This window comes from Lutimaribacter pacificus (assembly GCF_900142185.1).
Lineage (GTDB): Bacteria > Pseudomonadota > Alphaproteobacteria > Rhodobacterales > Rhodobacteraceae > Lutimaribacter > Lutimaribacter pacificus.
Window position 1 is genome coordinate 399,119 of sequence record NZ_FQZZ01000001.1, and the last position, 24,135, is coordinate 423,253.

Sequence of the window (24,135 nt, forward strand, 5' to 3'; positions counted from 1 at the left end):
CTACACCCGTTCGATGATGGTCGCGGCCCCCATGCCGCTTGCGATGCACAGCGTGGCAAGCCCGGTGCCCTTGCCGGTGCGTTCAAGCTCGTCCAGCAGGGTGCCGATGATGATCGCGCCGGTCGCGCCCAGCGGGTGCCCCATGGCGATGGACCCGCCATTGACGTTCACCACGCTGTCATCCACGTCGAAGGCCTGCATGAAGCGCAGCACGACCGAGGCGAAGGCCTCGTTCACCTCGAACAGGTCGATATCCTTGATCGACATGCCGCTGTCTTTCAGGATCTTCTCGGTCGCGGGCACGGGGCCGGTCAGCATGATCGTGGGGTCAGTGCCGATCTTGGCGGTCTGCACGATGCGCGCGCGGGGCTTGAGCCCGTATTTCTCGCCAAATTCCTTCGACCCGATCAGAACCCCGGCCGAGCCGTCCACGATGCCCGAGCTGTTGCCGGCGTGGTGGATATGGTTGATCCGCTCCAGATGCGGGTATTTCATCAGCGCGACGGCGTCAAAGCCCGGCATCACCTCGCCCATGTCCTTGAAGCTGGGCTTGAGCGCGCCAAGCGTCTGCATGTCGGTGCCCGGGCGCATGTATTCGTCACGGTCGAGGATGGTCAGGCCGTTCTGGTCCTTCACCTCGATGATCGAGCGGGCAAAGCGGTCGTCCTGCCACGCGGCGGCCGCGCGGTTCTGCGATTCCACCGCCAGCGCGTCGGCATCGTCGCGCGAGAACCCGTATTCGGTGGCGATGATGTCGGCGCTGATGCCCTGCGGCACGAAATAGCTGTCCATCGCCACCGACGGATCGACCGCGATCGCCGCGCCGTCGCTGCCCATCGGCACGCGGCCCATCATCTCGACCCCGCCGGCGATATAGGCCTCGCCCGCGCCGCCGCGCACCTGGTTGGCGGCCAGGTTCACCGCCTCCATGCCCGAGGCGCAAAAGCGGTTGATCGCAAGGCCGGGGATCGATTCATCCAGGTCCGAGGCCAGCACCGCGGTGCGCGCAAGGCAGCCGCCCTGTTCCATCACCTGCGTGACATTGCCCCAGATCACGTCCTCGACGGCATGACCGTCCAGCCCGTTGCGCTCTTTCAGCGCATTCAGCACCTGCGTGGACAGCCGCACCGAGGTCACCTCGTGCAGCGCGCCGTCCTTGCGGCCCTTGCCGCGCGGAGTGCGCACGGCGTCGTAGATAAAGGCATCAGTCATCATCGTCTCCTTTGTCACGCCCGGTCCGACGGATTGCCGGGCATCAGGTCATAAGGGTGTTTCCAGCCGGGCAGCCCCTGGATATTGGACAGCCAGCGGTCGATATTGCGCCACTCGGTGCGTTCGAACCCGAACGGTTCGGGATAGAACAGGTAGCCGCAGCAGGAAAAATCGGCATTGGTCGGCCCGTCGCCGACGATCCAGTCGCGGCCCTCCAGATGCGCATCGAGCGTATGATAGGCGGCCTTCAGCCGTCCCTGGTTAAAGGCGATCACCTCGGCCGGGCGCTTGTTTTCGGGCAGGAAATTCATCAGGAACCGCGTCGCGCCCGCCATCGAGGACAGCTTGTGATTGTCCCACAGCACCCAGCGCAGAACCTCGTATTTCTGGTCCGGCGTGCCGCCGAACCTGCCCGACTTGTCGGTGACATATTGCTGGATCGCGCCGGATTGCGTCAGGCGCAGATCGCCGTCTTCCAGAACCGGCGCCTCGCCCATGACGTTCATGGCGCGAAACTCCGGGCTGCGCGCCGCGCCGCCGAAGAAATCGACATAGACGGGTTCCCAGTCGAGCCCCGAAAGCTCCAGCGGCAGCGCCGCCTTGTAGGCATTCCCGGATTCGCCGAAACAGTGCAGTTTGATGGTCATGTCGTTCCTCCCTTTGGCTGGCGGAGCAGTGGGGGTTTTGCACCCCCACACCCCCGCAGAGTATTTCCGGCAAGATGAAGACGTGGGCCTTCACCGGCCGTCTAGGTTAACCGCCCCATCCGGCGGAGGTGTGGAGAGCGATGGCCCTTCATCGTTCCCCAAATACTCTCGCCGAAGGCGTCCGCCGCCCTGCGCCCCGCGCGATCCTTACCGTTTGCGCGCATCCAGTTCCGAATTGAACAGGCGCAGCCGGTGGCCGAACGTGTCCTCGTCGATGACGCTGTCGAAATTCTCGAACAGGAAAGACAGCGCCTCGCCCTCGTCCAGCCCGGCCTCGGCCGCGAATTTCCTCAGCCGGCGATAGCCGTCCTCGGTCATGGCGACGGGAAAGCGGCGGGTCAGGCGGAAACGCTTGGGCATGGTGTCCTCCGGTCGGGCGTGCGGGGGTGGGCATCTCTGCCCACCCTATGCTCAGAAGTTCGCGGCCTCCAGTTCCATCACCGTGTCCGCGCCCGAATTGATGCGCGCCAGGTGCAGGGCGGTCGCGGGCAGGCGGCGCTGCATGTAGTAGCGCCCGGTGGTCAGCTTGGTGCGATAAAAGGTTTCGTCATCGGCGCCGGCCTCCAGCGCGGTCAGCGCGGCCTTGCCCATCTGCGCCCACATCAGGCCCAGGCAGACATGCCCGAACAGGTGCATGAAGTCATAGGACCCCGCCAGCGCGGCATTGGGGTTCTTCATGCCGTTCTGCATGAAGAACATGCCGGCGGCCTGCAGGTCCTTGGACGCGGCCTTGAGCGGGTCGAGGAAATCCGCCTTCAGCGCCTCGTTGCCTTCGTTGTCCTTGATGAAGCTCTTGACCAGATCGAAGAAGGCCATCACGTGCTTGCCGCCGTCGGTGGCCAGTTTCCGGCCCACGAGATCCAGCGCCTGCACGCCGTTCGCGCCTTCGTAGATCATGGCGATCCGGGCGTCGCGGACGAACTGGGACACGCCCGATTCCTCGATATAGCCGTGCCCGCCATAGACCTGCTGCGCCAGCACCGTCATGTCGAAGCCCTGGTCGGTCAGGAAGCCCTTGATCACCGGCGTCATCAGCGAGACCAGCCCGTCGGCGTCCTTGTCCTCCATGCGATGCGCGCGGTCGACCAGCGATGCACCCCACAGCATGAAGGCGCGCGCGCCCTCGGCAAAGCTTTTCTGGTCCATCAGCGAGCGGCGGATATCGGGGTGCACGATCAGCGGGTCGGCCGGGCCGTCGGGGTTCTTGACCCCGGTCACGTCGCGGCCCTGCAGGCGCTCTTTCGCGTAATCCAGCGCGTTCTGATACGCCACCTCGGCCTGCGCCAGCCCCTGCATCCCCACGCCGATCCGCGCCTCGTTCATCATGGTGAACATCGCGCGCATCCCCTTGTGCTCCTGCCCCAGCAAATAGCCCGTCGCCTCGTCATAGTTCATCACGCAGGTCGAGTTGCCGTGGATGCCCATCTTTTCCTCGATCTTGCCGCAGCTTACGCCGTTGCGTTCGCCAAGGCTGCCGTCGTCCTTCACCAGGAACTTGGGCACGATGAACAGCGACACACCCTTGATGCCCTCGGGGCCGCCGGGAATTTTCGCCAGCACCAGGTGGATGATGTTGTCGGCCATGTCATGCTCGCCGGCCGAGATGAAAATCTTCTGCCCCGAGATCTTGTAGCTGCCATCCTCCTGCGGCACGGCCTTGCTGCGCATCATCCCCAGGTCGGTGCCGCAATGCGGCTCGGTCAGGTTCATGGTGCCGGTCCATTCGCAGCTGACCATTTTCGGCAGATAGGTGTCTTTCTGCTGCTCGGTGCCATGCGCCAGGATCGCCGAGGCGGCGCCGTGGGTCAGGCCGTGATACATGGTAAAGGCCTGGTTGGCGGCGGAAAAGAACTCGCCCACCGCCGAGCCCATGACATAGGGCATCCCCTGGCCGCCGTATTGTTCGGGCAGGTCTAGCCCCGGCCAGCCGCCGTCACGAACCTGGTCGAACGCCGCCTTGAACCCGGCGGGCGTGCGGACCACGCCGTTTTCCAGCGTGCAGCCCTCGGCGTCGCCGGTGGCGTTGAGCGGGGCGAGCACTTCCGAGGTCAGCTTGCCGGCCTCTTCCAGGATGGCCGAGGTGAAATCGGCCTCCAGTTCGGCATAGCCGGGCACGTCCTGCGCGGTCACGTTCAGCACGTTGTGCAGGATGAACTGCATGTCCTTGACGGGGGCGGTATAGCTGGGCATGTCTCTCTCCCTTGGGATGGTCTCGGGTGGCGGGCGGCCGGTTACTCGGCCGCCTTTTTCTGATGGTTCATCGAGGCGATGATCTTTTCGCCCCATTTCATCTGTTCCTGCAGATCGGAAATGGCGGTGTTCAGCTCGTCGCGCTGGCGGATCAGGTCGTCCAGCCGCTGCTGCGCGATCTCGTAGGTGCGGGTCAGCTGTGTCTGCTGCTGGTCGCCCACATGGTAGAGGTCGAGAAGCTGGCGGATTTCCTCGAGGTTGAAGCCGAAGCGCTTGCCGCGCAGGATCAGCTTCAGCCGCGCGCGGTCGCGCCGGGTGAACAGGCGTTTCTGTCCCTCGCGGATCGGGAACAGCAATTCCTTGGCTTCGTAGAAACGCAGGGTGCGGGGGGTAACGCCGAATTCGTCACACATCTCGCGGATGGTCATGGTCTTTTCGGACATGGAACAACTCTTTGATGCTTGTGTCATGGAGCATGACCTGCGTGTATGACACCGTCGATACAACAGCGAATAAAGTTGACGTAACCGGGACGTCACGTCACTTGCAAGTTGACGTAAGATCAGGTCGCGTCAATCGCGGCCCGCGCAATTTCCTTACTTTGCCCACGCAGGGGCAGGCGGGCGACGGTCGGGAAATCCTTACCCGGCGCGAGCGCCGCGCTCAGTCGATTCCAAGCCTTTTGGCGGTGTCGTTCCGCAAATCCTGCAACTCGGCCAGCGCCTCGTCCAGCTGCGCCTTTTGCTCGGCCAGTTCCAGAAGCTGCCGGTCGGCCATGTCGATCCAGGCATACATCTGCGCCTCGGTGCCTTCCTTTTCGTAGATCAGCAGCCATTGCCGGATCTCTTCCAGCGGAAAGCCGAACCTGCGGCCGCGCAGGATCAGCGTCATGCGCGCGCATTCCCGCGGGCCGTAGAATCGCGCGCGGCCATCACGCTCGGGGGAAAGCAGCTCGATATACTCGTAATACCGCAGCGTGCGCGGGGTTACATCGAACCTCGCGCACATTTCCTTGAACGTCAGTCGGGTATCGGACATCGTGCCAGCCTCCGGTGAGGGCCCGACCTTACCCGCGTCGCGCGCGGCGTCAATGCCGCTACGTCAGTTCATGAAGCCCGGCGCCCAAAAGTAGAAGCCATAGGCCACGATCAGCGCCGGCACGGCGGAATAGACCGTGGCCAGGACCGCCGCGCGCGGGTTCAGGGCGATCGCGGGGAAAAGCGCGTCGCCGTCGTTCGAGATCGCGTTGCCCACCAGCGCCGAGAACGGCACCAGCCCGTTGATATAGAGCGTCGTCACCAGCACCTGCGGCCCGCAGCCCGGCACGAACCCGACCGCGATCGCGATCAGCGGCAGCAGCGGCGCGACGGCGGCGAACATCGCCTCGATATCCAGTCCGGCATAGGCGGCGGCATAATCGTAGGCCAGGTAGGCCCCGATCACCCAGACCGAGATGAACGAGGTCTCTTCCGCCATCCGCGTCACCGGCCCGTCGGCCGGGTTGGTCATGGCGTGCACCGGTGAGGTGGCCCAGATCGCCACGCCGATCGCGGTGCCGGCAAGGCCGATGGCCAGGATCGTGCCGGGGCCGAATACCGCCCCGATATCGGCGCCGGTCAGTTGCGTGATGCCCAGCACCAGCCCCGGCAGCGCCACCGCCAGAAAGGCGAAATCCCGCTTGCGCTGCGGCCCGATGCGCGGTGCGATCCCGCCGCCGTGGCCGGATTGCGCCAGCGCCGGTGCCATCTTCAGCCCGTCGATGATCCAGCCCGACAGGATGCCCACGCCGAAGGACAGCGGCAGCACCACGGCGGCCGCCTCGGGCCGGGTTGCGATCAGCAGAAACGCCGCGTCGCCCATCGTCGCGGTCAGCGTTGCGACAACCGCGCCAAAGCTGACATGCCCCGAGCCGTAGGCGGCAACCACCACCACCGCGCCGCCACAGCCCGGCGTTGCCCCCAGCAGCGCCGCCATCGGCACCTGTGCGGTGCGTGCATTGTTCAGCACCTGGCCGATATCGAAGCGGAATACCCGTTCGGCCCCGTAGAACAGCAGCAGCGTCGCCGCGACGAAGGCCGAGACCTGCACATAGGCGTCCACCATCAGCCCGCGCGTCAGCGCCCCGAACTCGCCCGGCGCCAGGCCGAGCGCCAGCAGGGCTACCGCCACCGCCAGTCGCCTGGGCCTCGGGGGGCGGCCGAATCCGACCCTGTCGGCGGCTTGCATGGTTTGAGTCGTCATCGGGCACTCCGCTTCTGCAATTGAGAATAAGTCGCAATTGCAGAAGTTAGCACTTGAACACAGGAAGACAAGCCCGAATAACTTGGGCCGCGACAGCAAGGCGAACCGCAGCAGGGGGCAGGGGCATGGACAAGGTCAGGATGGCGCGCCAGTTCACCGAGGCGATCCCTCATGCCAGGGCACTGGGCATGGAGTTCACCGCAATCGGCGACGGCACCGCCGAAATGCGGATGCCCTATGACGAGCGGTTCATCGGCGATCCCGAAACGGGGGTGATCCATGGCGGCGCGGTCTATGCGCTGCTCGACACCACCTGCGGCGCGGCGGTGATCGCCCATCCCGCCAACCCCGGCGCCACCGCCACCATCGGGCTGCGCATCGACTACATGCGCGCGGCGACGCCGGGCCAGGCGATCCGCACCCGCGCCGAATGCTATCACCTGACGCGCACGGTGGCCTTCCTGCGGGCCTGGGCGCTCGATGACGACGAGGACAACCCCGTGGCCACCGCCACCGGCACCTTCACCGTGGAGGGCGTGAAATGAGCCGCAAACGCCCCGAACCCGTGCAGGTGGTCAAGCAGCGCCGCGATGCCGCGCTCAACGCGCTGGTGCATGGCGTGCCCTATATCAAGTTCCTCGGGATCGAGTTCGACCGCCGCGGCGACGAGCTGACGGCCGTGCTGCCCTTCGACGACAAGCTGATCGGCAACCCGCTGCTGCCCGCGATCCACGGCGGCGTCACGGCGGCGTTTCTCGAGGTGACGGCGGTGATCGGCCTCAGTTGGGCCGTGCTCTGGGAAGAGCTGGAGCGTGGCGAGCTCGACCCCAACGAACTGATCACCGGCCACCTGCCGCGCCTGCCCAAGACCATTGACTTTACGGTGGATTACCTGCGCTCGGGCCTCCCGCGCGACGCCTATGCGCGGGCCAAGGTCAACCGCTCGGGCCGGCGCTATGCCAGCGTCTATGTCGAGGCATGGCAGGACAACCGCAACCGCGCCTTCGCGCAGGCCACCGGCCATTTCCTGATGCCGCGCCGGGATGAGTGACGCCACACCGCCCCTGACCCACAAACGCGTCCTGAAGATCGCGATCCCGATCCTTCTGGCCAATGTCACCGTGCCGATCCTGGGCGCGGTGGATACCGGCGTGGTGGGGCAACTGGGGCAGGCCGCGCCCATCGGCGCGGTCGGCGTGGGCGCGGTGATCCTGTCGGCGATCTACTGGATCTTCGGTTTCCTGCGCATGGGCACCACCGGGCTGACGGCGCAGGCCGAGGGGCAGGGCAACCGCGCCGAGGTGGCGGCGCTGCTGACCCGCGCGCTGGCCATCGGGCTGACGGGCGGCGTGCTGCTGATCGCGTTGCAGGGCGTGGTGATCCGCGCCGGCTTCCTCGCCGCGCCGGCCAGCGACGAGGTCGAGGCGCTGGCCGCCACCTATATGCGCATCCGCATCTGGTCGGCCCCGGCGGCCATCGCGATCTACGGCATCACCGGCTGGCTGATCGCGCAGGAACGCACCCGCGCGGTGCTGCTGCTGCAATTGTGGATGAACGGGCTGAACGTGGTGCTGGACCTGTGGTTCGTCCTCGGCCTCGGCTGGGGGGTGGGCGGCGTCGCCACCGCCACCTTCATCGCCGAATGGACGGGGCTGGCCTTCGGGCTGTGGCTGTGCCGGGCGGCGTTCCGGGTGCCCGACTGGCGCGACTGGGCGCGCGTCTTCGACCGCGAAAAGCTCGGGCGCATGGCGGTGGTCAATACCGACATCCTGATCCGCTCGCTGCTGCTGCAGGCGATCTTCGTGTCCTTCCTGCTGCTGGGCGCGCGGTTCGGCGACGTGACGCTGGCCGCCAACCAGGTCCTGCTGCAATTCCTGCATGTCACCGGCTACGCGATGGACGGGTTCGCCTTTGCCGCCGAGGCGCTGGTGGGCCACGCGGTCGGCGCGCGCAGCGCGCACCTGGTGCGCCGTTCGGCGGTCATGGCCTCGGTCTGGGGCGCGGTGACGGCGCTGGTGATGGCGGCGGCGTTCGCCATCTTCGGCCCGGCGATCATCGACACGATGACCACCGCCCCCGAGGTCCGCGCCGCGGCGCGCGCCTACCTGCCGTGGATGGCGGTCGCGCCGCTTCTGGGCCTCGTGCCCTTCATGTTCGACGGCATCTTCATCGGCGCCACCCGCAGCGCCGACATGCGCAACATGATGGCCGTGTCCGCCGCGATCTACGCCGCCGCCGTAATGCTTCTGATCGGGCCGATGGAAAACCACGGGCTATGGCTGGCGCTGCACATCTCGTTCCTTGCCCGGGGGCTGACGCTGGCCCTGCGCTACCCCGCGCTGGAACGCGCCGTGGCCGCGGGCTGACCTGCCCCGGACCGGCGCAGCCGGTCCGAAACCCCGTCAGAGCAGTCCCAGAACCGCCTCGGGCGGGCGTCCGATCACGGCACGGTCGGCGGTGATCGCCACCGGCCGCTCGATCAGCTTCGGCTCGGCCGCCATCGCCGCGAACAGCGCGTCGTCCGATGCCTGCGCGGTCAGCCCCGCCGCACGGAACGCGGGCTCCTTTACCCGCACCATCCCGATCACCGGGCCGCCCAGCAGGGCATGGACACGGCGCAGCTCGGCCTCGTCCGGCGCGTCCTCCAGGTACCGGCGCACGGTCAGGTCCGCCTTGCCCTCCAGCAGCGCCAGCGCCGCGCGCGATTTCGAACAGCGCGGATTATGCCAAAAGGTGATCACAGCCATTCCTCCCGTCCGGTGCCGACCGCGTCTGCGACATGCGCGAACCCGTCCCGCGCCAGCAATTCGTCCAGCCCCCGCGCGATCCGCGCCGCCAGCGACAGCCCGCCGAACACCAGCGCGGTATAAAGCTGCACCGCGCTCGCGCCGGCGCGGATCTTGGCATAGGCGTCCTCGGCCGAACTGACGCCGCCCACCCCGATCAGCGGCATTTCGCCCGCCGTCACCTGGCTGAGCCGCGCCAGAACCCGCGTCGATCTTTCGAACAGCGGCGCGCCCGACAGCCCGCCCGCCTGATTGCGATGGGCGCTTTGCAGCCCCTCGCGCGACAGGGTGGTGTTGGTGGCGATGATCGCATCCACACCCGAGACGCGCGCCACATCGGCGATCTCGCCCAGCTCCGCATCCGACAGGTCCGGCGCGATCTTCAGGAACACCGGGATCGGTTTCGGCAGCCCGCTCCGCGCCGCCATCACACCTGCCAGCAGCGCCGACAATGCCTCGGCCCCCTGCAAATCGCGCAGCTTCTCGGTGTTGGGCGAGGACACGTTGACCGTGGCGAAATCCAGCCATTCGCCGCAATGCGCCAGCACGCGGGCGAAATCCTCGGCCCGGTCGGCGCTGTCCTTGTTCGCGCCCAGGTTCAGCCCCAGCACCATGTTTGCGGGCCGCCGGGCCAGCCTTGCGCCGATCGCCTCCATCCCCTCGTTGTTGAAGCCGAAGCGATTGATCGCCGCGCGGTCCTCGGTCAGGCGGAACAGCCGCGGGCGCGGGTTGCCCGGCTGCGGGCGGGGCGTCGCGGCCCCCACCTCGACAAAGCCGAAGCCGGCGCGCGCCAGCGGCGCCAGCGCCTCGGCGTTCTTGTCGAACCCGGCGGCCAGCCCCACCGGGTTGGGCAGCTCCAGCCCGGCCAGCCGCGTGCGCAGCCGGTCCGAGGTGACGGTGCCGGGCAGCGGCGCCAGCCCCGATTTCAGCGCCACCAGTGCCAGCCGGTGCGCGCGTTCGGACTCGACATGGCGCAGCGCGGCAATTCCCAGGCGTTCCAACCCGCTCATGACAGCCCCTCCGGGAAGATATGCACGCCGCCCGCCAGCGGCAGCGGTTTCGACCACGCGACATCCGCGATCCGCATCTCGCGGTAGAGGTGGGGAAACAGCGCGCCGCCGCGCGACACCTCCCATTTCAGCGCCTCGCCCATCGCTTCAGCCTCGCAGGCGATCAGTATCAGCCCGTCCTCGCCCGCGAAATGTTTTGCGGCGGTCTCAGCCACGGTTTCGGCGGTCGAAAAATGCACGAACCCGTCGGCCACATCCACCGGCGCGCCGGCGGTGACGCCGGCCCGGTTCAGCGCGTCCCATTCGGGGGCACGGAATATCTTGTAGATCAGCATGGGATGCTCATTGCCCTTGCACCGCCGCGCGGTCAAGCGGCTTACCGCCGCAGCGGGCTTTGACAGGTGGCGCGGGCCATTGCACCATTCCACCAATACCAGAAAACCAACAGGGAGATTCCCCATGCCCTTCCGACCGATGACCAGCGCGGCGGCGCTGATGCTGTGCGCCGGCATGGCGCAGGCCGATTACAGCCTGACCATCCTGCACACCAACGATTTCCACGCCCGGTTCGAACCGATCAGCAAATACGACAGCGGCTGTTCGGCCGAGGATAACGCGGCGGGCGAATGCTTCGGCGGCACCGCGCGGCTGGTCAGCGCCATCGCCGAGGCGCGGCAGCGGTCGAACAATACCGTGCTGTTCGATGGCGGCGACCAGTTCCAGGGCACGCTGTTCTACACCTATTACAAGGGCAGGATGGCGGCCGAGTTCATGAACAAGCTGGGTTACGACGCGATGACCGTGGGCAACCACGAATTCGACGACGGCCCCGAGGTGTTGCGCGGCTTCATGGACGCGGTGGAATTTCCCGTGCTGATGTCGAATGCCGATGTCTCGGGCGAGCCGCAACTGGCGGGCGTGCTGAAGAAATCCACCGTGATCGAACGCGGCGGCGAAAGGCTGGGCCTGATCGGCCTGACCCCGCAGGACACCGACGAGCTGGCCAGCCCCGGCCCCAACATCACCTTCACCGATCCGGTCGATGCCGTGCAGGCCGAGGTCGACCGCCTGACCGCCGAGGGTGTGAACAAGATCATCGTGCTGTCGCATTCCGGCTATGGCGTCGATCAGCGCGTGGCGGCGGAAACCACCGGCGTTGACGTGATCGTGGGCGGGCACACCAATACCTACCTGTCCAACACCGCCGACAATGCCGAGGGGCCTTATCCCACGATGGTGAACGGCACCGCCATCGTGTCGGCCTATGCCTATGGCAAGTTCCTGGGCGAACTGACCGTGACATTCGACGATGCCGGTGAGATGGTTCAGGCCACGGGCGAGCCGCTGATCATGGACGCCGCCGTGCCCGAAGACGAAGGCACCGTCGCGCGCATCGCCGAACTGGCACAGCCGCTGGACGAGATCCGCAGCCGCGTTGTGGCCGAAACCGCCGAGCCGATCGACGGTGAGCGCGGATCGTGCCGCGCGGGCGAATGCACGATGGGCAACCTGGTGGCCGACGCGATGCTGGCGCGGGTCCGCGATCAGGGCATCCAGATCGCCATCCAGAACGGCGGCGGCCTGCGCGCCTCGATCGACGAGGGCGAGGTGACGATGGGCGAGGTGCTGACCGTGCTGCCGTTCCAGAACACGCTGTCGACCTTCCACGTGTCCGGCGCGGTGATGCTTGCGGCGCTGGAAAACGGGCTCAGCCAGGTCGAGGACGGCGCCGGGCGTTTCCCGCAGGTGGCGGGGATGAAATTCGCCTACGATCCCGGGGCCGAACCGGGTGCCCGCGTGATCTCGGCCGAGGTGATGGGCGCCGATGGCTGGGCCACGCTCGACCCGGACAAGACCTATGGCGTGGTGTCCAACAACTATGTGCGCAACGGCGGCGACGGCTATGCGATGTTCGCGTCCGAGGCCACGAATGTCTACGATTTCGGCCCCGACCTTGCGGATGTCACCGCCGAATTCCTGGCCGAGAACGCGCCCTACACGCCCTATCTGGACGGGCGGATCGCCGCGCAATAGGCGCGGCGCGCATATATCGGCGCGGGCCTTCCCGGCCCGCCCGAAATCCCCTAGCCTTGCCGCGAAACAGGGGGACATCATGAAAGCGATCACCTATTCCGAATTCGGCCCCGCGGCCGTGGTCCTGGAACTTAAAGACCTGCCCACGCCCGATCCCGCGCCGGGCGAGGTTCTGGTGCAACTCAGCCATTCGGGCGCCAATCCGTCGGACGTCAAGGCGCGCGCGGGCAGCCGCCCCGGCGTGACGAAACCGCCCTTTCCCCGGATCATCCCGCATTCCGACGGCGCGGGCGAGATCGTCGCGGTGGGCGAAGGTGTCGATCCGGCGCGGGTGGGCGAGCCGGTCTGGATCTGGAACGGCCAGTGGCGGCGCGCATTCGGCACCGCGGCCGACCATATCGCGCTGCCCGCCGAACAGGCGGTGACGCGCCCCGACGGGATCGGCGCGGAAATCGGCGCGACGCTGGGCATTCCCGGCCTGACGGCGGCACATGCGGTTCTGGGCGGCGGCGACGTGGCGGGCAAGACGCTGCTGATCTCGGGCGGCGGCGGGGCCGTGGGCCACAACGCGGTGCAGCTTGCCGCCTGGGCCGGCGCGCGGGTGATCGCCACCTGTTCCGCCCGCGACACCGACCGCGTGCGCGCGGCAGGGGCCGCCGAGGTTCTGGATTACCGCGACCCGGACTTGTCCGCGAAACTGGTGGACCTGACCGATGGGCGGGGCATCGACCGCGCGGTGGAAACCGAGTTCGGCGTGAATGCGCAGATGCTGGCCGCGGCGATGGCCGAGAACGGCACCGTCGCGGCCTATGGCTCGGCGCTCGACATGAACCCGGTGCTGCCCTTCGGGGCCTTTCTTTTCAAGGCGATCACCATCGACATCGTGCTGATCTACCTGTTGCAACACGCGCCTCGCGCGGCGGCCATCGACGCGCTGCACCGCGCCATCGGTGCGGGCGCGCTGACGCCCGCAATCCACGCGCGTTTCGCGCTGGCCGATTGCGCGCGCGCCCATGAATGCATCGAATCCGGCGGGCGCGCCGGCGCGGTGCTGCTGGAAACCTGATGGCGCGGGCCTCAGCCGCCCTCGGGAAAGCCGGGCGTGCCTGCATCCTGCGGGTTGCGGGCCAGGTGCTTGCGCTTGATCGCCTCCGACGTGTCGCGGCTGCCGTCATGGCTCCAGCCCGGCGGCTTGATGCAGTAATCCAGCCGCTGCCGCCATGTCAGCCCCGGTTGCGTGGCGTCGCGGAAAATGCCCACCCATTCGTGAAACGCCACCCGGATCGGATTGAAGGTGCCAAGGTTGCGCACCAGCCCGTAATCGGGCTTTTCCTCGTCCAGCTCCGGCACGAAGGTCCCGAACATCCTGTCCCAGATGATGAAGACACCGGCGTAATTGGCATCGAGGTAGCGCGGATTGCGCCCGTGATGCACCCGGTGGTGGCTGGGTGTGTTCATCACCGCCTCGATCCAGCGCGGCATCCGGCCGATCGCCTCGGTATGAATCCAGAACTGGTAGATCAGGTTCAGCCCGCCGCAAAACAGCACCATCGCCGGGTGGAACCCCAGCAGGATCAGCGGCGCGCGCACGATCATCATGAAGGTAAAGGTGCCCGTCCATGTCTGCCGCAGCGCGGTGGTCAGGTTGTAATGCTGGCTGGAATGGTGGTTCACATGGCTGGCCCAGACCCAGCGGATGCGGTGCCCGAAACGATGCACCCAGTAATAGCGCAGGTCGTCCAGCACGAAACACAGCAGCACCACATACCACGCGGTGCCAAGGTCCAGCGGCGTGATGTCCCACAGCACCATGAAGAACCCGTAGGCGATGAACCCCAGCACGATGCCCGAGATCACGTTGCCCGCGCCCATGATCAGGCTGGTCAGCGCATCGCGTGTCTCGTACCGCCCGCCGCGGCCCTTGAGGACGATCCACAAAAGCTCGATCAGGATCGCGGCGATGAAGAACGGCACCGCCATCTGCACCACGTCCGGATAGGTCAGCTGATCGCTCATGCGGTTTTCTCCAGGTCGGTCAGCCACGCCTCGGCCTCGTCGGGATCGAGCGTCAGGCGAATGCGCGGGGCGGTGTAATCGGGCAGGCGGATGGTCAGCCCGTCGCGGCTGCGGGCGATCCGCGCGCCGGTCAGGAACCGCGCCGTGCTGTCGGCGCCCATCGGCCAGACGACGCCGGGCCCTTGCGGCGTTTCGATCAGCGCCGCCGCGCGGTTCCGGCACAAAACCGCGCGGTTTGCCGGGATGTCGGGAAACTCGGCCGCCCAGGCGGCGCGCGCGGCGGCCTCGTCCCCGAACCGCCTGACCCGCGACAACCCGAGCAGGTGCAACAGCACCGCGACCCCCGCGATACCGCCGACCACCAAAATGCCAAGGATATGCAACGGCATGGCACCTCCCTTTGTCGCCGCCATGAAAGCCGTGCAGGGGGCCGTTTGTCAAAGGGGCCGTCGGGTCAGGCAGGGAGGGCGTTTGCCTGAAGCTTTCGGGGCTTGCCCGCGTGGGGGCGATATCAAGCGACGGCAATTTCGCGCAGGGCAGTCGTTTGAAGAGTATGCAGCGAATGCCGGGTCCGGGCCCTGAGCCTGCGTTTCCAGTCGAGCGCAGCAGAGGGCATCGCATGGCCGCGGTCGGGCGATCCGACATTTGTGAGGGGCAGTTTATCGTGCCGCCACGTCCTCCCTCAAAGCGTGGCACTGGCGGCTGCCAATCGCCCGGCCGGGAGGCGGCCGTGCGATGCCCGGGCCGCTGCGCGGCCGTTCCGGGCAGGGTGTGACGTTCAAGCGGCAGCCTTGTCCGCATCGTAGGACGTAAAGCTTTTTACCGCGTCGGCATCATCGTGCGCAGGATCGCCTTGGCGCTGTCCGAAGACCAGTCGGCATCGCCGGTCAGCCGCGCCACCTCGACGCCCTCTGGCGACAGGATCACCGTCACCGGCAGGCCCAGCACGCCCATGCCGCGCGCCAGCGCCGAGTTCGGGTCGCGGTGCAGCGGCAGGTGTTTGACGCCGATCTCGTCGAAAAACGCCTTCATCGCCTGCGGCGCGTTGCGGCCCGTGGCGATGGTGACCACCTCGAACCCGTCGCCGCCCAACTCGTCCTGCAGCGCATCGAGCATCGGCATCTCCTTGCGGCAGGGCGCGCACCATGTGGCCCAGAAATTTACCACCGTCACCTTGCCGGCATAATCGGCCAGCGTGGCCTTGCCGCCCTCTGCCGTGTTGAATGTGATGTCCGGCACCGCCTTGGGCGCGGCATGGAACTGCAGTTTCTTCATGTCGCCCGTGCGCAGCCCCTCAAGCGCGGCGCGGTTTTCCAGCCCGGCGGGGATCACCTGCGCGGGGTCTTTCACCGCGACCCAGCCGATCGCTGCAATTGCACAGGCGGCGATGGCCGTATAAAGCACCAAAGACCGTTTCAGACGCATTTTTCCTCCGAAGGGGCAGACATGGGTAACGACAGCTCGAACCAGATGTGGGGCGGCCGCTTTTCCGCGGGCCCGGACGCGATCATGGAGGCGATCAACGCCTCGATCGGGTTCGACCGGCGGATGGCGGCACAGGACATTGCCGGCTCGCGCGCCCATGCCGCGATGCTGGCGGCGACAGGCATCCTGAGTGATAGCGACGCCGAGGCCATTCGGAAAGGCTTGCTCACCGTTTTGTCAGAGATCGAGGGCGGCACGTTCCAGTTTTCCACTGCGCTGGAAGACATCCACATGAATGTCGAGGCGCGGCTGAAAGACCTGATCGGCGAACCGGCGGGCCGGTTGCATACCGGGCGATCGCGCAACGACCAGGTGGCCACCGATTTCAAACTGTGGGTGCGCGACCAGATCGACGCCGCCCTGCAGGGGCTTGAGGCGCTGATCCGCGCGCTGCTGGTGCAGGCCGGGGCCGGGGCCGACTGGGTGATGCCCGGTTTTACCCATCTGCAGACCGCGCAGCCCGTCACCTGGGGCCATCACATGATGGCCTATGTGGAAATGTTCGGCCGCGACCTGGGCCGGTTCCGGGATGCGCGCGCACGGATGAACGAAAGCCCGCTGGGCGCCGCCGCGCTGGCGGGCACCTCGTTCCCGATCGACCGGCACATGACCGCGACGGAGCTGGGTTTCGACCGGCCCGCGGCCAACAGCCTCGATGCGGTCAGCGACCGCGATTTCGCGCTGGAATTCCTGGCCGCTGCCTCGATCTGCGCGATGCACCTGTCGCGCTTTGCCGAGGAACTGGTGATCTGGTCCAGCGCGCAGTTCCGCTTTGTCACGCTGAGCGACAGGTTTTCCACCGGCTCGTCGATCATGCCGCAGAAGAAGAACCCCGACGCCGCCGAGCTGATCCGCGCCAAGATCGGCCGCATCTTCGGTGCCAATGTCGCGTTGATGACGGTGATGAAGGGGCTGCCGCTGGCCTATTCCAAGGACATGCAGGAAGACAAGGAACAGGTGTTCGACGCCGCCGACAACCTGATGCTGGCGCTGGCCGCGATGGAGGGCATGGTGCGCGACATGTCGGCCAACCGCGACAGCCTGGCAGTGGCGGCGGGCAGCGGGTTTTCCACCGCGACCGATCTTGCCGACTGGCTGGTAAGGGTGCTGAACATGCCGTTCCGCGATGCCCACCACGTCACCGGCACGCTGGTCGCGCTGGCCGAGAAAAAGGGCTGCGACCTGCCGGATCTGACGCTGGACGACATGCAATCGGTGCATTCCGCGATCACCGGGGACGTGTTCGGCGTGCTCGGGGTTGAAAACTCGGTCGCGTCGCGCACATCCTACGGGGGCACCGCGCCCGATCAGGTGCGCGCGCAGATCGCCCGCTGGAAAGAGGTTCTGGGATGAGAACGATCGCCGCCTGCCTTGCCCTTGCCCTGCTTGCCGCTTGCGGCGCGGATGGTGAGCCGATCCGCCCCGTGCTGGGGGTGGACGCCTCGAACACGACCGGGGTTTCGGTCAGCGGCGAGGTCACCATCGGGATCACGAACTGAGATGTCGCCGCTGCGCATGACCTATCTGGGGCTTGCGGTCTGGGGCGCGATCCACCCGATGTATCATTTCATCCGTCACATGGCGGAAACCGGCACCGGCCTGTCGGGGGTGATCGACGCATGGTATGTGAACGCCTCGACCACCGGGCTGACATGGGATCTGACCATTGCCGCCATCGCGCTGACCCTCTGGATTCTGGCCGAGGTCGCCACCCGCCGCAACTGGACCGCGCTGGCGGCGATCCCGGCCACCTTCTGTATCGGAGTAAGCTGCGGGCTGCCGCTTTACCTGTTCCTGCGCACAAGGCCGGTCTGAGTTTTCCTGTCTGTGGAATTGTTGCGCCTGTTTTGGATTGCAGGATGGCCGACCGCCAGCCAACGGGGTTGAGGCCTGCCACCACATATGACCGGCGCACCCGGCCCGGAACAGCCGCGCAGCGGCCCGGGCATCGCACGGCCGCCCCCCGGCCGGGCGATTGGGCGCCGACAGTGCCACGGTCAGGGGTAGGAAGTGGTTGCACGATAAACTGCCACTCACAGATGTCGGATCGCCCAACCGCGGCCATGCGATACCCTTCTGTTGTGAACGGCCCAAACGGCGGCTTGCCCCGCATGGCAAAGTGCGGCTCACCCTCCGTTCAGAACCACTGCCCCGGCTCCATCAGGCCGAGGTCCAGCAACTGCCGCGAATGCCATTCGAAGGGCACCGAGTTGTGCCAGCGGAAGGTTTCGATATCGAAGGTCGATCCCGGATTGCGCTTGAGCGCCTTGGCGGTGCGGAACGAACAGATCGCCGCCGTCAGGTTGTGGTGCCAGGGGCAGGCATAGGTGTTATATTCCTCGTCGGAAAAGGTGTGATCGTCACGCAGGCGCAGCCCCGGTTTGGCCCGGAAGAGCGCGATCCGGTCGATCTTGCGGCGTGGCGCGGGGATATGTTCCTCATAGCGCCAGCGCAGCCCGCCGAAGAAATCGAGCTGCCGCTCCCTTGGTTCCTTCGTGACCGGGTCGGGGCGGGCCAGCGCGTAATAGCCCGACCTGTCCAGATGCGCATCCTCCAGCGACACGGCGTCGCGGTGGGCGTAGAGATCGCCGGCATAGAGGTCGATCACGTAGGTCAGCATCGCGTCGCGCCGTTCCTCGGCGTGAAAGCTGAGCATCTCGCCCACGGTGCGCGTCTCGCAGAACGGGTAGAACAGGTATTCCGCGTTGTAGCAGTAATAAAGCCACGTGCCCGGCGCCGCCCCGATCACCGTGTTCACCGCGTCGGTCAGGGCGTTGTCGGCCAGCGTGTCATGATCGACGCGCACCACCGTTTGCGCCACGTCCGCCGCCAGCCGCAGATCTGCCGGGGCCAGCAGGATCACCGCCCGGAACCCGCAGCTCAGGTGGTGGCGCAGGGTGCTGTCGACCTCGGTTTCGTCCTCGGCAAGGATCAGCGCCACCGGACCGCGGGCCAGCGCCGCCTTGCCCTTGTCCAGAAACTCTTTCAACGATGGGTAATGCATACTGCCCGTGACCTGATCGTGACTGCTGCGGAACCTCGGACAATTCGCCCCGCATTGCAAGGCGGGACCGTTCTGGTATAGGGACGCGCAATGCGACAGGACGGGACCGGCGCGATGGGTGAGGCCAGGAAACTCTATATCAAGACCTATGGCTGTCAGATGAACGTCTACAACAAATTCATCATTTGACGACCAGTAGGACTTTCTGAAATCACGTGTAAATAGACGAGTTCTGGCTTTGAAAATAAGGAGCCAACCACATTCGCGATATCGTAAGGCCCGCATAAGTTTGGGTTGCACCGATATCGTAAGGGTTTCTTCTGTAACTCGGATGCCCAACATCTCTCTGAATTTTCGATGGAAATACAATGGAAACGTACACGTTCTTTGGAAAAATCTTGCCTGAACGAGCCATACTCACATTCAATACACCCATGCTGGAATTTGAACATCCCAGCACTGGGCGTAGAGGCCGGGCAGAAGTGAGTGTCATCAACAATCAGCTTGCCGTCCAAATCCACACCGAGGCCGAGTGGGACATCGCCACTCTTCGAAACATTGTCCTCAACCTTGTGGGCATTGATGTCGCCGCCATTGGATACCTCAAGGGCCATGCGTATGACATAGAGATTACCCGCGTCCTGCAGCCTTCGAGGGGCATCGACTATGTTTACGGTATTGACGTCCGGTGCATCTCTGAGCCGAGAAAGGCAGTTGAAGTCGAACCGAACCTGAAACGTATTCGTGCGCTGGTTGGAAAAGAGCATGGAATGTTTGTCAGCCGATCATTGACCGATCTGACTTCGGCTATGCGCCACGCTGATGATACGGCGTTCTATTGTTATCGTGCGATTGAGGCTCTGCGAAATCACTGCTCAGCACTTCATGACGTAGATATCGACGATCGCGCAGGGCAATGGGAAAAGTTCAGAGAAGTATCTGGTGTCAGCGAGGAGAGAATTCGCTCAATAAGCGATGCAGCAAAGCAAGTGCGTCACGGTGGTCTTGCGAGTTTCGATAGCGACGGTAGGGCGGATATTCTTACGCGCACTTGGGACATCGTGGATCACTACCTCAAAGCTGTCTCGGACCAAGAAAACCATGTGTGACATCCGTGACCATTTGTGACAAAACAAGTGACCCTGTGACCCTGTGACCCTGCCCTGTGTTGAAAAGGCTGTGAAATGAAGAAGTTATACATCCGCACTTATGGGTGCCAAATGAACGTCTATGACAGCGAACGCATGGCCGAGGCGCTGGGCGGGCGGGGATATGTCACCACCGACAGCCCCGAAGATGCCGACATGATCCTGCTCAACACCTGCCATATCCGCGAAAAGGCGGCCGAAAAGGTCTATTCCGAGCTTGGCCGCCTCAAGGCGCTGAAGGCGGGCAAACCCGACCTCAAGATCGGGGTCGCAGGCTGCGTGGCGCAGGCCGAGGGCGAAGAGATCATGCGCCGCCAGCCGATGGTCGACCTGGTGGTGGGGCCGCAAAGCTATCACCGCCTGCCCGAGCTTGAGGCGAAGGCGGGGCAGGGGGAAAAGGCGCTCGATACCGATTTCCCGGTCGAGGACAAGTTCGAGATCCTGAAATCCCGCCCCAAGGCGAAACGCGGCCCGACCGCGTTCCTGACCGTGCAGGAAGGCTGCGACAAGTTCTGCGCCTTCTGCGTCGTGCCCTATACCCGCGGCGCCGAGGTCAGCCGCCCGGTCACGCGCGTTCTGGACGAGGCGCGCGACCTGGTCGAGCGCGGCGTGCGCGAGATCACGCTGCTGGGCCAGAACGTCAACGCCTATCATGGCGCCGGCCCGGACGGCGCCGACTGGTCGCTGGCGCGGCTGATCCGGGAACTGGACCGCATCGACGGGCTGGCGCGCATCCGCTTTACCACCAGCCACCCCAACGACATGAGCGACGACCTGATCGCGGCCCATGGCGACTGCGCCAAGCTGATGCCCTACCTGCACCTGCCGGTGCAGTCGGGCAGCGACCGCATCCTCAAGCGGATGAACCGCAGCCATGACCGCGACAGCTATCTTCGGCTGATCGAGCGCATCCGCGCGGCGCGGCCCGACATCCTGATCTCGGGCGATTTCATCGTCGGCTTCCCCGAAGAGACCGACCGCGATTTCGAGGACACGATGGACCTGATCCGCGAGGTCCGGTACGGGCAGGCGTTTTCGTTCAAATACTCCACCCGCCCCGGCACCCCGGCGGCCGAGCGTGCGCAGGTCGACCCGGATGTGGCCAGCGAACGGCTGGCGCGGTTGCAGGCGCTGATCACCGAACAGCAGCGCGCGATCCAGGACGCGATGGTGGGCCGCGAGGTTGGCGTACTGTTCGAGAAACCGGGCCGGATGGCGGGGCAGATGGTGGGCAAGTCCGATCACCTGCACGCCGTGCACGTGACCGACCCGCGCGCCGAAATCGGCAGCATCGCCCGGGTTCGAATCACGCAAAGCGGCCCCAATTCTCTGGCCGGCGAAATCGTCTGAACCGCCGGCCCCGCGCCCGTCCGCGCGGGCAAAGCCGGGCCGTGGGGACGGTTTTGCGCCCGATGTTTCCGGCGGGGAAACAATATACCCGCTTTTTCCCTTCACAGCGGTCTGAATTTGCTACATTCTGTAGGTGTGAGGGTGGTCGGACCCATTTCTTTGTGGGCCGACCCCACGGGGGATAGCAAGTATAGGACGAGAGCTGTGGTAGGTTTTTCCAAGGCACTCCGCGGGACGGCACGGGCGATGGCCATGACCGTTCTGGCGGGGGCGGTATTCGCCTCGGGCGCGGTCGCGCAAGAGAGACTTCTGGACAATGGTGACGTCAAGGGTGAGAGGTACATCCCGACGATCTGGATCGACCCGGACGGGTGTGAGCACTGGGTCATGGACGATGGCGCCGAAGGCTATATGAGCCCGCATGTGAACCGCCAGGGTATCCCGGTCTGCCGCCGGGGCAATGTCTGTGGTGTGGTGAACTCGGACCAGTATTTCGCTACCGACAGCTACCGCATCTCAAAGGGCGGTCGGGCGCAGCTGGAAAACTTCTTCCGCTCGTCCAATGCGCGGGCCTATGCGATCGCCGGGCACACCGACAGCCGCGCCTCGGACGAATACAACATGCGCCTCAGCTATAACCGGGCGAACGCGGTGGCCCGCGTCGCCGCCGGCATCGGCGCCAGGGTCGTGGATGTGCGCGGCTATGGCGAACGGATGCCCAAGGCATCCAACGGCACCGCGGCCGGCATGGCGCAGAACCGCCGTGTCGAAATCATCTGTATCCAGTAAGGCCCCGGGGGACCATGTCATGAATCTCATCAAAATCGCCATTGGCCTCGGACTTATCACGTCACTTTCGGCCTGCATGGGGTCTGTCGGCCCGGACAAGACCCGCGACAGAGGGTTCGATGCCAAGCATCTGAGCCAGCTTCAGGCCGGTATCTGGGTCGATCCGAACGGATGTGACCACTGGATCATCGACGACGGGGTCGAAGGATATCTGTCGCAGCGGCTGGACAAATACGGAAAGCCGGTCTGCTCGGGTGCGGCGCCGCCGAATACGGCTGTGGGTCCGTTCAAGAGTGGCAGTCCGGTGTCGGATTCGCTGTAGGAAGATGCGCAGAAAGTCGCACATAAAGGCTGCGGACTTCATGGTCCGCAGCCTTTTTCGTGTCAGCGGGATGACATTTCCCCCCACCGGGTTGCGCGGGGCCGTGCAACTTGGCACCATGAGACCGAACACTGACAAGGAGAGCTGATTGGCTACAAGTGTGCTGCCCCCGGCGACCGATCTGACCGCGCTCAGCGAGCGCCTGATAGATTTCCCCGACAACCGTCTGCTGATCGACCTGTGCGGGGAATACGACCGGAACCTTGCGGAGATCGAAAGCAAGCTTGGGGTGCAGATCCTTCGCCGCGGCAACGAGCTGGCGGTGATCGGCGACGACGACGCCACCGCCGAGGCGATCGGGGTCCTGTCCGCGCTCTATGCCCGGCTCGAGGCCGGGCGCGAGGTCGGTCGCGCCGATATCGACCGCGAGATCCGCATGGGCGGCTCGGACGAGGATACCGGCGCCCGCGACGGCGACCAGCTCGAGATGTTCAAGGGCGGCGCGGTCGAGATCAAGACGCGCAAGAAACTGGTCGAGCCGCGCACCGACGCGCAGAAGGCCTATGTGCAGAACCTGTTCCAGTCGGAGCTGTGCTTCGGCATCGGCCCGGCGGGCACCGGCAAGACCTACCTTGCGGTCGCGGTGGGCGTGAACATGTTCATCAACGGGGTGGTGGACCGGATCATCCTCAGCCGCCCCGCGGTCGAGGCCGGCGAAAAGCTGGGTTACCTGCCCGGCGACATGAAGGACAAGGTCGATCCCTACATGCAGCCGCTTTACGACGCGCTGAACGATTTCCTGCCCGGCAAGCAGGTGGCCAAGCTGATCGAGGAAAAGCGGATCGAGATCGCGCCGCTGGCCTTCATGCGGGGGCGCACGCTGTCCAACGCCTTCGTGGTGCTGGACGAGGCGCAGAACGCCACCTCGATGCAGATGAAGATGTTCCTGACCCGCCTGGGCGAGGGATCGCGCATGGTGATCACCGGCGACCGCAGCCAGGTCGACCTGCCGCGCGGCGTGTCCTCGGGGCTGCATGACGCCGAGCGGCTGCTGAAAAGCATCGACAAGATCAGCTTCAACTATTTCACCGCCAAGGACGTGGTGCGCCACCCGCTCGTCGCGGCCATCATCGAGGCTTATGACGCCGAGGGCAGCGTCTGACCTTCATCGTTCCGGCAAATACTCAAAGCCCGGCCCACATCCGCAACAGGTTGCTGCGCGATTTCGACAGCAATTGCACCTGGTCTGCGTCCCCGGCAGCCTCGGCCGCGGTCACGGCCTGCCAGAGATCGAACAGGATCTCGCGCTGGCGCGGGTCGCGGATATGGCTGGTGATCCAGCCCACCACCACCACCCGCGTACCGCCGGTCACCGGCGCCACGCGGTGCAGCGTGTCGGACGGGTAAAGCACCGCCCCGCCCTGGCCCGGTTTGAAGGCGCGGTCTTCGACCCGGTCGGCGATCACCAGTTCGCCGCCGTCGTAGCTGTCGGGCGGGGACAGGAACAGCGTGAAGGACAGGTCGGTGCGTGCGCCGCCCATCAGGGCGTTGTCCACGTGATCGCCATACTGCCCGCCCCCTTCGGTGCGCGACACGATCATGCGGGCAAAATCCCTGGGATACGCCATCGCCGTGAAGACGGGATGCGCCAGCAGCGCCCGGCGCGCGGTTTCCAGCACCGCCCGCGTGTCGGCCCCGTCGGTGGCCTGCGCGTTGTCCTTGACCTGTGCGGCGATGCGCCCGGCGGTTTTCGACCCGTCCTCGAAGGGCAGGGCGCAGGCCGCCTGATAGAGTGCCTGTGCCTGTCCGCCGGGCAGGATATCGTTCAGGACGATGGTCAT

28 protein-coding genes are annotated in these 24,135 nt (G+C 65.7%); 13 read left to right on the forward strand and 15 right to left on the reverse strand.

Annotation, left to right across the window (positions count from 1 at the left end):
* The 7 genes from F3H87_RS01955 to F3H87_RS01985 form a co-directional block, all read right to left on the reverse strand.
* Entirely contained in the window at positions 1 to 1,212 is a 1,212-nt protein-coding gene (locus F3H87_RS01955; protein WP_149786710.1) for an acetyl-CoA C-acetyltransferase, read from the reverse strand.
* Between the two features lie 14 nt (positions 1,213 to 1,226).
* Complete coding sequence (locus F3H87_RS01960; protein WP_149786709.1) at positions 1,227 to 1,859, reverse strand: glutathione S-transferase family protein; 633 nt, start codon at positions 1,857 to 1,859, stop codon at positions 1,227 to 1,229.
* A 207-nt stretch (positions 1,860 to 2,066) separates the two neighbouring features.
* Positions 2,067 to 2,279 carry a hypothetical protein gene (locus tag F3H87_RS01965; protein WP_149786708.1) on the reverse strand — a complete coding sequence of 71 codons (213 nt, stop codon included), beginning with the start codon at positions 2,277 to 2,279 and terminating at the stop codon, positions 2,067 to 2,069.
* A gap of 51 nt (positions 2,280 to 2,330) precedes the next feature.
* Positions 2,331 to 4,109: an acyl-CoA dehydrogenase C-terminal domain-containing protein gene (locus F3H87_RS01970; protein WP_149786707.1), complete on the reverse strand. Its 1,779-nt coding sequence runs from the start codon at positions 4,107 to 4,109 to the stop codon at positions 2,331 to 2,333.
* A 41-nt stretch (positions 4,110 to 4,150) separates the two neighbouring features.
* Entirely contained in the window at positions 4,151 to 4,552 is a 402-nt protein-coding gene (locus tag F3H87_RS01975) for a MerR family transcriptional regulator (RefSeq protein ID WP_149786706.1), read from the reverse strand.
* A 220-nt stretch (positions 4,553 to 4,772) separates the two neighbouring features.
* A complete protein-coding gene (locus tag F3H87_RS01980; RefSeq protein ID WP_149786705.1) occupies positions 4,773 to 5,147 on the reverse strand; it encodes a MerR family transcriptional regulator in 375 nt (124 codons plus the stop codon).
* Positions 5,148 to 5,210: 63 nt separating this feature from the next.
* The gene (locus tag F3H87_RS01985; protein ID WP_149786704.1) at positions 5,211 to 6,350 is read right to left on the reverse strand and encodes a putative manganese transporter; all 1,140 of its coding nucleotides are present in this window, start codon (positions 6,348 to 6,350) and stop codon (positions 5,211 to 5,213) included.
* A gap of 125 nt (positions 6,351 to 6,475) precedes the next feature.
* Here F3H87_RS01985 and F3H87_RS01990 point away from each other — a divergent pair, with 125 nt between their 5' ends.
* From F3H87_RS01990 to F3H87_RS02000, 3 genes are read left to right on the forward strand one after another with little or no spacing between them, the layout of a single operon-like run.
* Positions 6,476 to 6,895, forward strand: a complete 420-nt coding sequence (locus tag F3H87_RS01990; protein WP_149786703.1) for a PaaI family thioesterase — start codon at positions 6,476 to 6,478, stop codon at positions 6,893 to 6,895.
* On the forward strand, positions 6,892 to 7,401 hold the full coding sequence (locus F3H87_RS01995; protein WP_149786702.1) for a PaaI family thioesterase: 510 nt from the start codon (positions 6,892 to 6,894) through the stop codon (positions 7,399 to 7,401). Before F3H87_RS01990 ends, F3H87_RS01995 begins: the two co-directional genes overlap by 4 nt.
* Positions 7,394 to 8,716, forward strand: a complete 1,323-nt coding sequence (locus tag F3H87_RS02000; RefSeq protein WP_149786701.1) for an MATE family efflux transporter — start codon at positions 7,394 to 7,396, stop codon at positions 8,714 to 8,716. The genes F3H87_RS01995 and F3H87_RS02000 overlap by 8 nt, the downstream gene beginning before the upstream one ends.
* 36 nt (positions 8,717 to 8,752) lie before the next feature.
* Here F3H87_RS02000 and arsC read toward each other — a convergent pair whose 3' ends face one another.
* From arsC to F3H87_RS02015, 3 genes are read right to left on the reverse strand one after another with little or no spacing between them, the layout of a single operon-like run.
* Positions 8,753 to 9,097, reverse strand: coding sequence for an arsenate reductase (glutaredoxin) (gene arsC, locus F3H87_RS02005; protein WP_149786700.1), 345 nt, complete (start codon positions 9,095 to 9,097; stop codon positions 8,753 to 8,755).
* The gene (locus tag F3H87_RS02010; RefSeq protein WP_149786699.1) at positions 9,088 to 10,146 is read right to left on the reverse strand and encodes a quinone-dependent dihydroorotate dehydrogenase; all 1,059 of its coding nucleotides are present in this window, start codon (positions 10,144 to 10,146) and stop codon (positions 9,088 to 9,090) included. The genes arsC and F3H87_RS02010 overlap by 10 nt, the downstream gene beginning before the upstream one ends.
* A complete protein-coding gene (locus F3H87_RS02015; protein ID WP_149786698.1) occupies positions 10,143 to 10,481 on the reverse strand; it encodes a DUF952 domain-containing protein in 339 nt (112 codons plus the stop codon). Before F3H87_RS02015 ends, F3H87_RS02010 begins: the two co-directional genes overlap by 4 nt.
* Before the next feature lie 124 nt (positions 10,482 to 10,605).
* Between F3H87_RS02015 and F3H87_RS02020 the strand changes: the two genes are divergently transcribed.
* Positions 10,606 to 12,180 carry a bifunctional metallophosphatase/5'-nucleotidase gene (locus F3H87_RS02020; protein ID WP_149786697.1) on the forward strand — a complete coding sequence of 525 codons (1,575 nt, stop codon included), beginning with the start codon at positions 10,606 to 10,608 and terminating at the stop codon, positions 12,178 to 12,180.
* A 79-nt stretch (positions 12,181 to 12,259) separates the two neighbouring features.
* Positions 12,260 to 13,246 (forward strand): NADPH:quinone reductase, encoded by a 987-nt coding sequence (locus F3H87_RS02025; protein WP_149786696.1) that lies wholly within the window; start codon positions 12,260 to 12,262, stop codon positions 13,244 to 13,246.
* Positions 13,247 to 13,257: 11 nt separating this feature from the next.
* Here F3H87_RS02025 and F3H87_RS02030 read toward each other — a convergent pair whose 3' ends face one another.
* The 3 genes from F3H87_RS02030 to F3H87_RS02040 form a co-directional block, all read right to left on the reverse strand.
* Entirely contained in the window at positions 13,258 to 14,196 is a 939-nt protein-coding gene (locus F3H87_RS02030; RefSeq protein WP_149786695.1) for a sterol desaturase family protein, read from the reverse strand.
* The gene (locus F3H87_RS02035) at positions 14,193 to 14,585 is read right to left on the reverse strand and encodes a hypothetical protein (protein ID WP_149786694.1); all 393 of its coding nucleotides are present in this window, start codon (positions 14,583 to 14,585) and stop codon (positions 14,193 to 14,195) included. Before F3H87_RS02035 ends, F3H87_RS02030 begins: the two co-directional genes overlap by 4 nt.
* 430 nt (positions 14,586 to 15,015) lie before the next feature.
* On the reverse strand, positions 15,016 to 15,621 hold the full coding sequence (locus tag F3H87_RS02040; RefSeq protein ID WP_149786693.1) for a TlpA disulfide reductase family protein: 606 nt from the start codon (positions 15,619 to 15,621) through the stop codon (positions 15,016 to 15,018).
* Positions 15,622 to 15,642: 21 nt separating this feature from the next.
* On the opposite strand from F3H87_RS02040, the gene argH reads away from it, so the two are divergent.
* The 3 genes from argH to F3H87_RS02055 are packed head-to-tail and all read left to right on the forward strand — an operon-like array spanning position 15,643 to position 17,496.
* On the forward strand, positions 15,643 to 17,034 hold the full coding sequence (gene argH / locus F3H87_RS02045) for an argininosuccinate lyase (RefSeq protein ID WP_149786692.1): 1,392 nt from the start codon (positions 15,643 to 15,645) through the stop codon (positions 17,032 to 17,034).
* Positions 17,031 to 17,180, forward strand: coding sequence for an argininosuccinate lyase (locus F3H87_RS02050; RefSeq protein WP_149786691.1), 150 nt, complete (start codon positions 17,031 to 17,033; stop codon positions 17,178 to 17,180). Before argH ends, F3H87_RS02050 begins: the two co-directional genes overlap by 4 nt.
* 1 nt (position 17,181) lies before the next feature.
* Positions 17,182 to 17,496 (forward strand): DUF2834 domain-containing protein, encoded by a 315-nt coding sequence (locus F3H87_RS02055; protein ID WP_149786690.1) that lies wholly within the window; start codon positions 17,182 to 17,184, stop codon positions 17,494 to 17,496.
* A gap of 322 nt (positions 17,497 to 17,818) precedes the next feature.
* On the opposite strand, the gene F3H87_RS02060 is transcribed toward F3H87_RS02055, so the two are convergent.
* Positions 17,819 to 18,685: a glycosyltransferase family 2 protein gene (locus F3H87_RS02060; RefSeq protein WP_149786689.1), complete on the reverse strand. Its 867-nt coding sequence runs from the start codon at positions 18,683 to 18,685 to the stop codon at positions 17,819 to 17,821.
* 368 nt (positions 18,686 to 19,053) lie between these two features.
* Between F3H87_RS02060 and F3H87_RS02065 the strand changes: the two genes are divergently transcribed.
* The 5 genes from F3H87_RS02065 (at position 19,054) to F3H87_RS02085 (ending at position 23,456) form a co-directional block, all read left to right on the forward strand.
* Complete coding sequence (locus F3H87_RS02065; RefSeq protein ID WP_149786688.1) at positions 19,054 to 19,794, forward strand: hypothetical protein; 741 nt, start codon at positions 19,054 to 19,056, stop codon at positions 19,792 to 19,794.
* A gap of 75 nt (positions 19,795 to 19,869) precedes the next feature.
* Positions 19,870 to 21,183, forward strand: coding sequence for a tRNA (N6-isopentenyl adenosine(37)-C2)-methylthiotransferase MiaB (gene miaB / locus F3H87_RS02070; RefSeq protein WP_149786687.1), 1,314 nt, complete (start codon positions 19,870 to 19,872; stop codon positions 21,181 to 21,183).
* Between the two features lie 246 nt (positions 21,184 to 21,429).
* Positions 21,430 to 21,972, forward strand: coding sequence for an OmpA family protein (locus F3H87_RS02075; RefSeq protein ID WP_149786686.1), 543 nt, complete (start codon positions 21,430 to 21,432; stop codon positions 21,970 to 21,972).
* Between the two features lie 19 nt (positions 21,973 to 21,991).
* A complete protein-coding gene (locus F3H87_RS02080) occupies positions 21,992 to 22,294 on the forward strand; it encodes a hypothetical protein (protein WP_149786685.1) in 303 nt (100 codons plus the stop codon).
* A gap of 148 nt (positions 22,295 to 22,442) precedes the next feature.
* Positions 22,443 to 23,456, forward strand: a complete 1,014-nt coding sequence (locus F3H87_RS02085; protein ID WP_149786684.1) for a PhoH family protein — start codon at positions 22,443 to 22,445, stop codon at positions 23,454 to 23,456.
* A gap of 22 nt (positions 23,457 to 23,478) precedes the next feature.
* Here the strand turns inward: F3H87_RS02085 and F3H87_RS02090 are convergent, their stop codons facing one another.
* The gene (locus F3H87_RS02090) at positions 23,479 to 24,135 is read right to left on the reverse strand and encodes a Fe2+-dependent dioxygenase (protein WP_149786683.1); all 657 of its coding nucleotides are present in this window, start codon (positions 24,133 to 24,135) and stop codon (positions 23,479 to 23,481) included.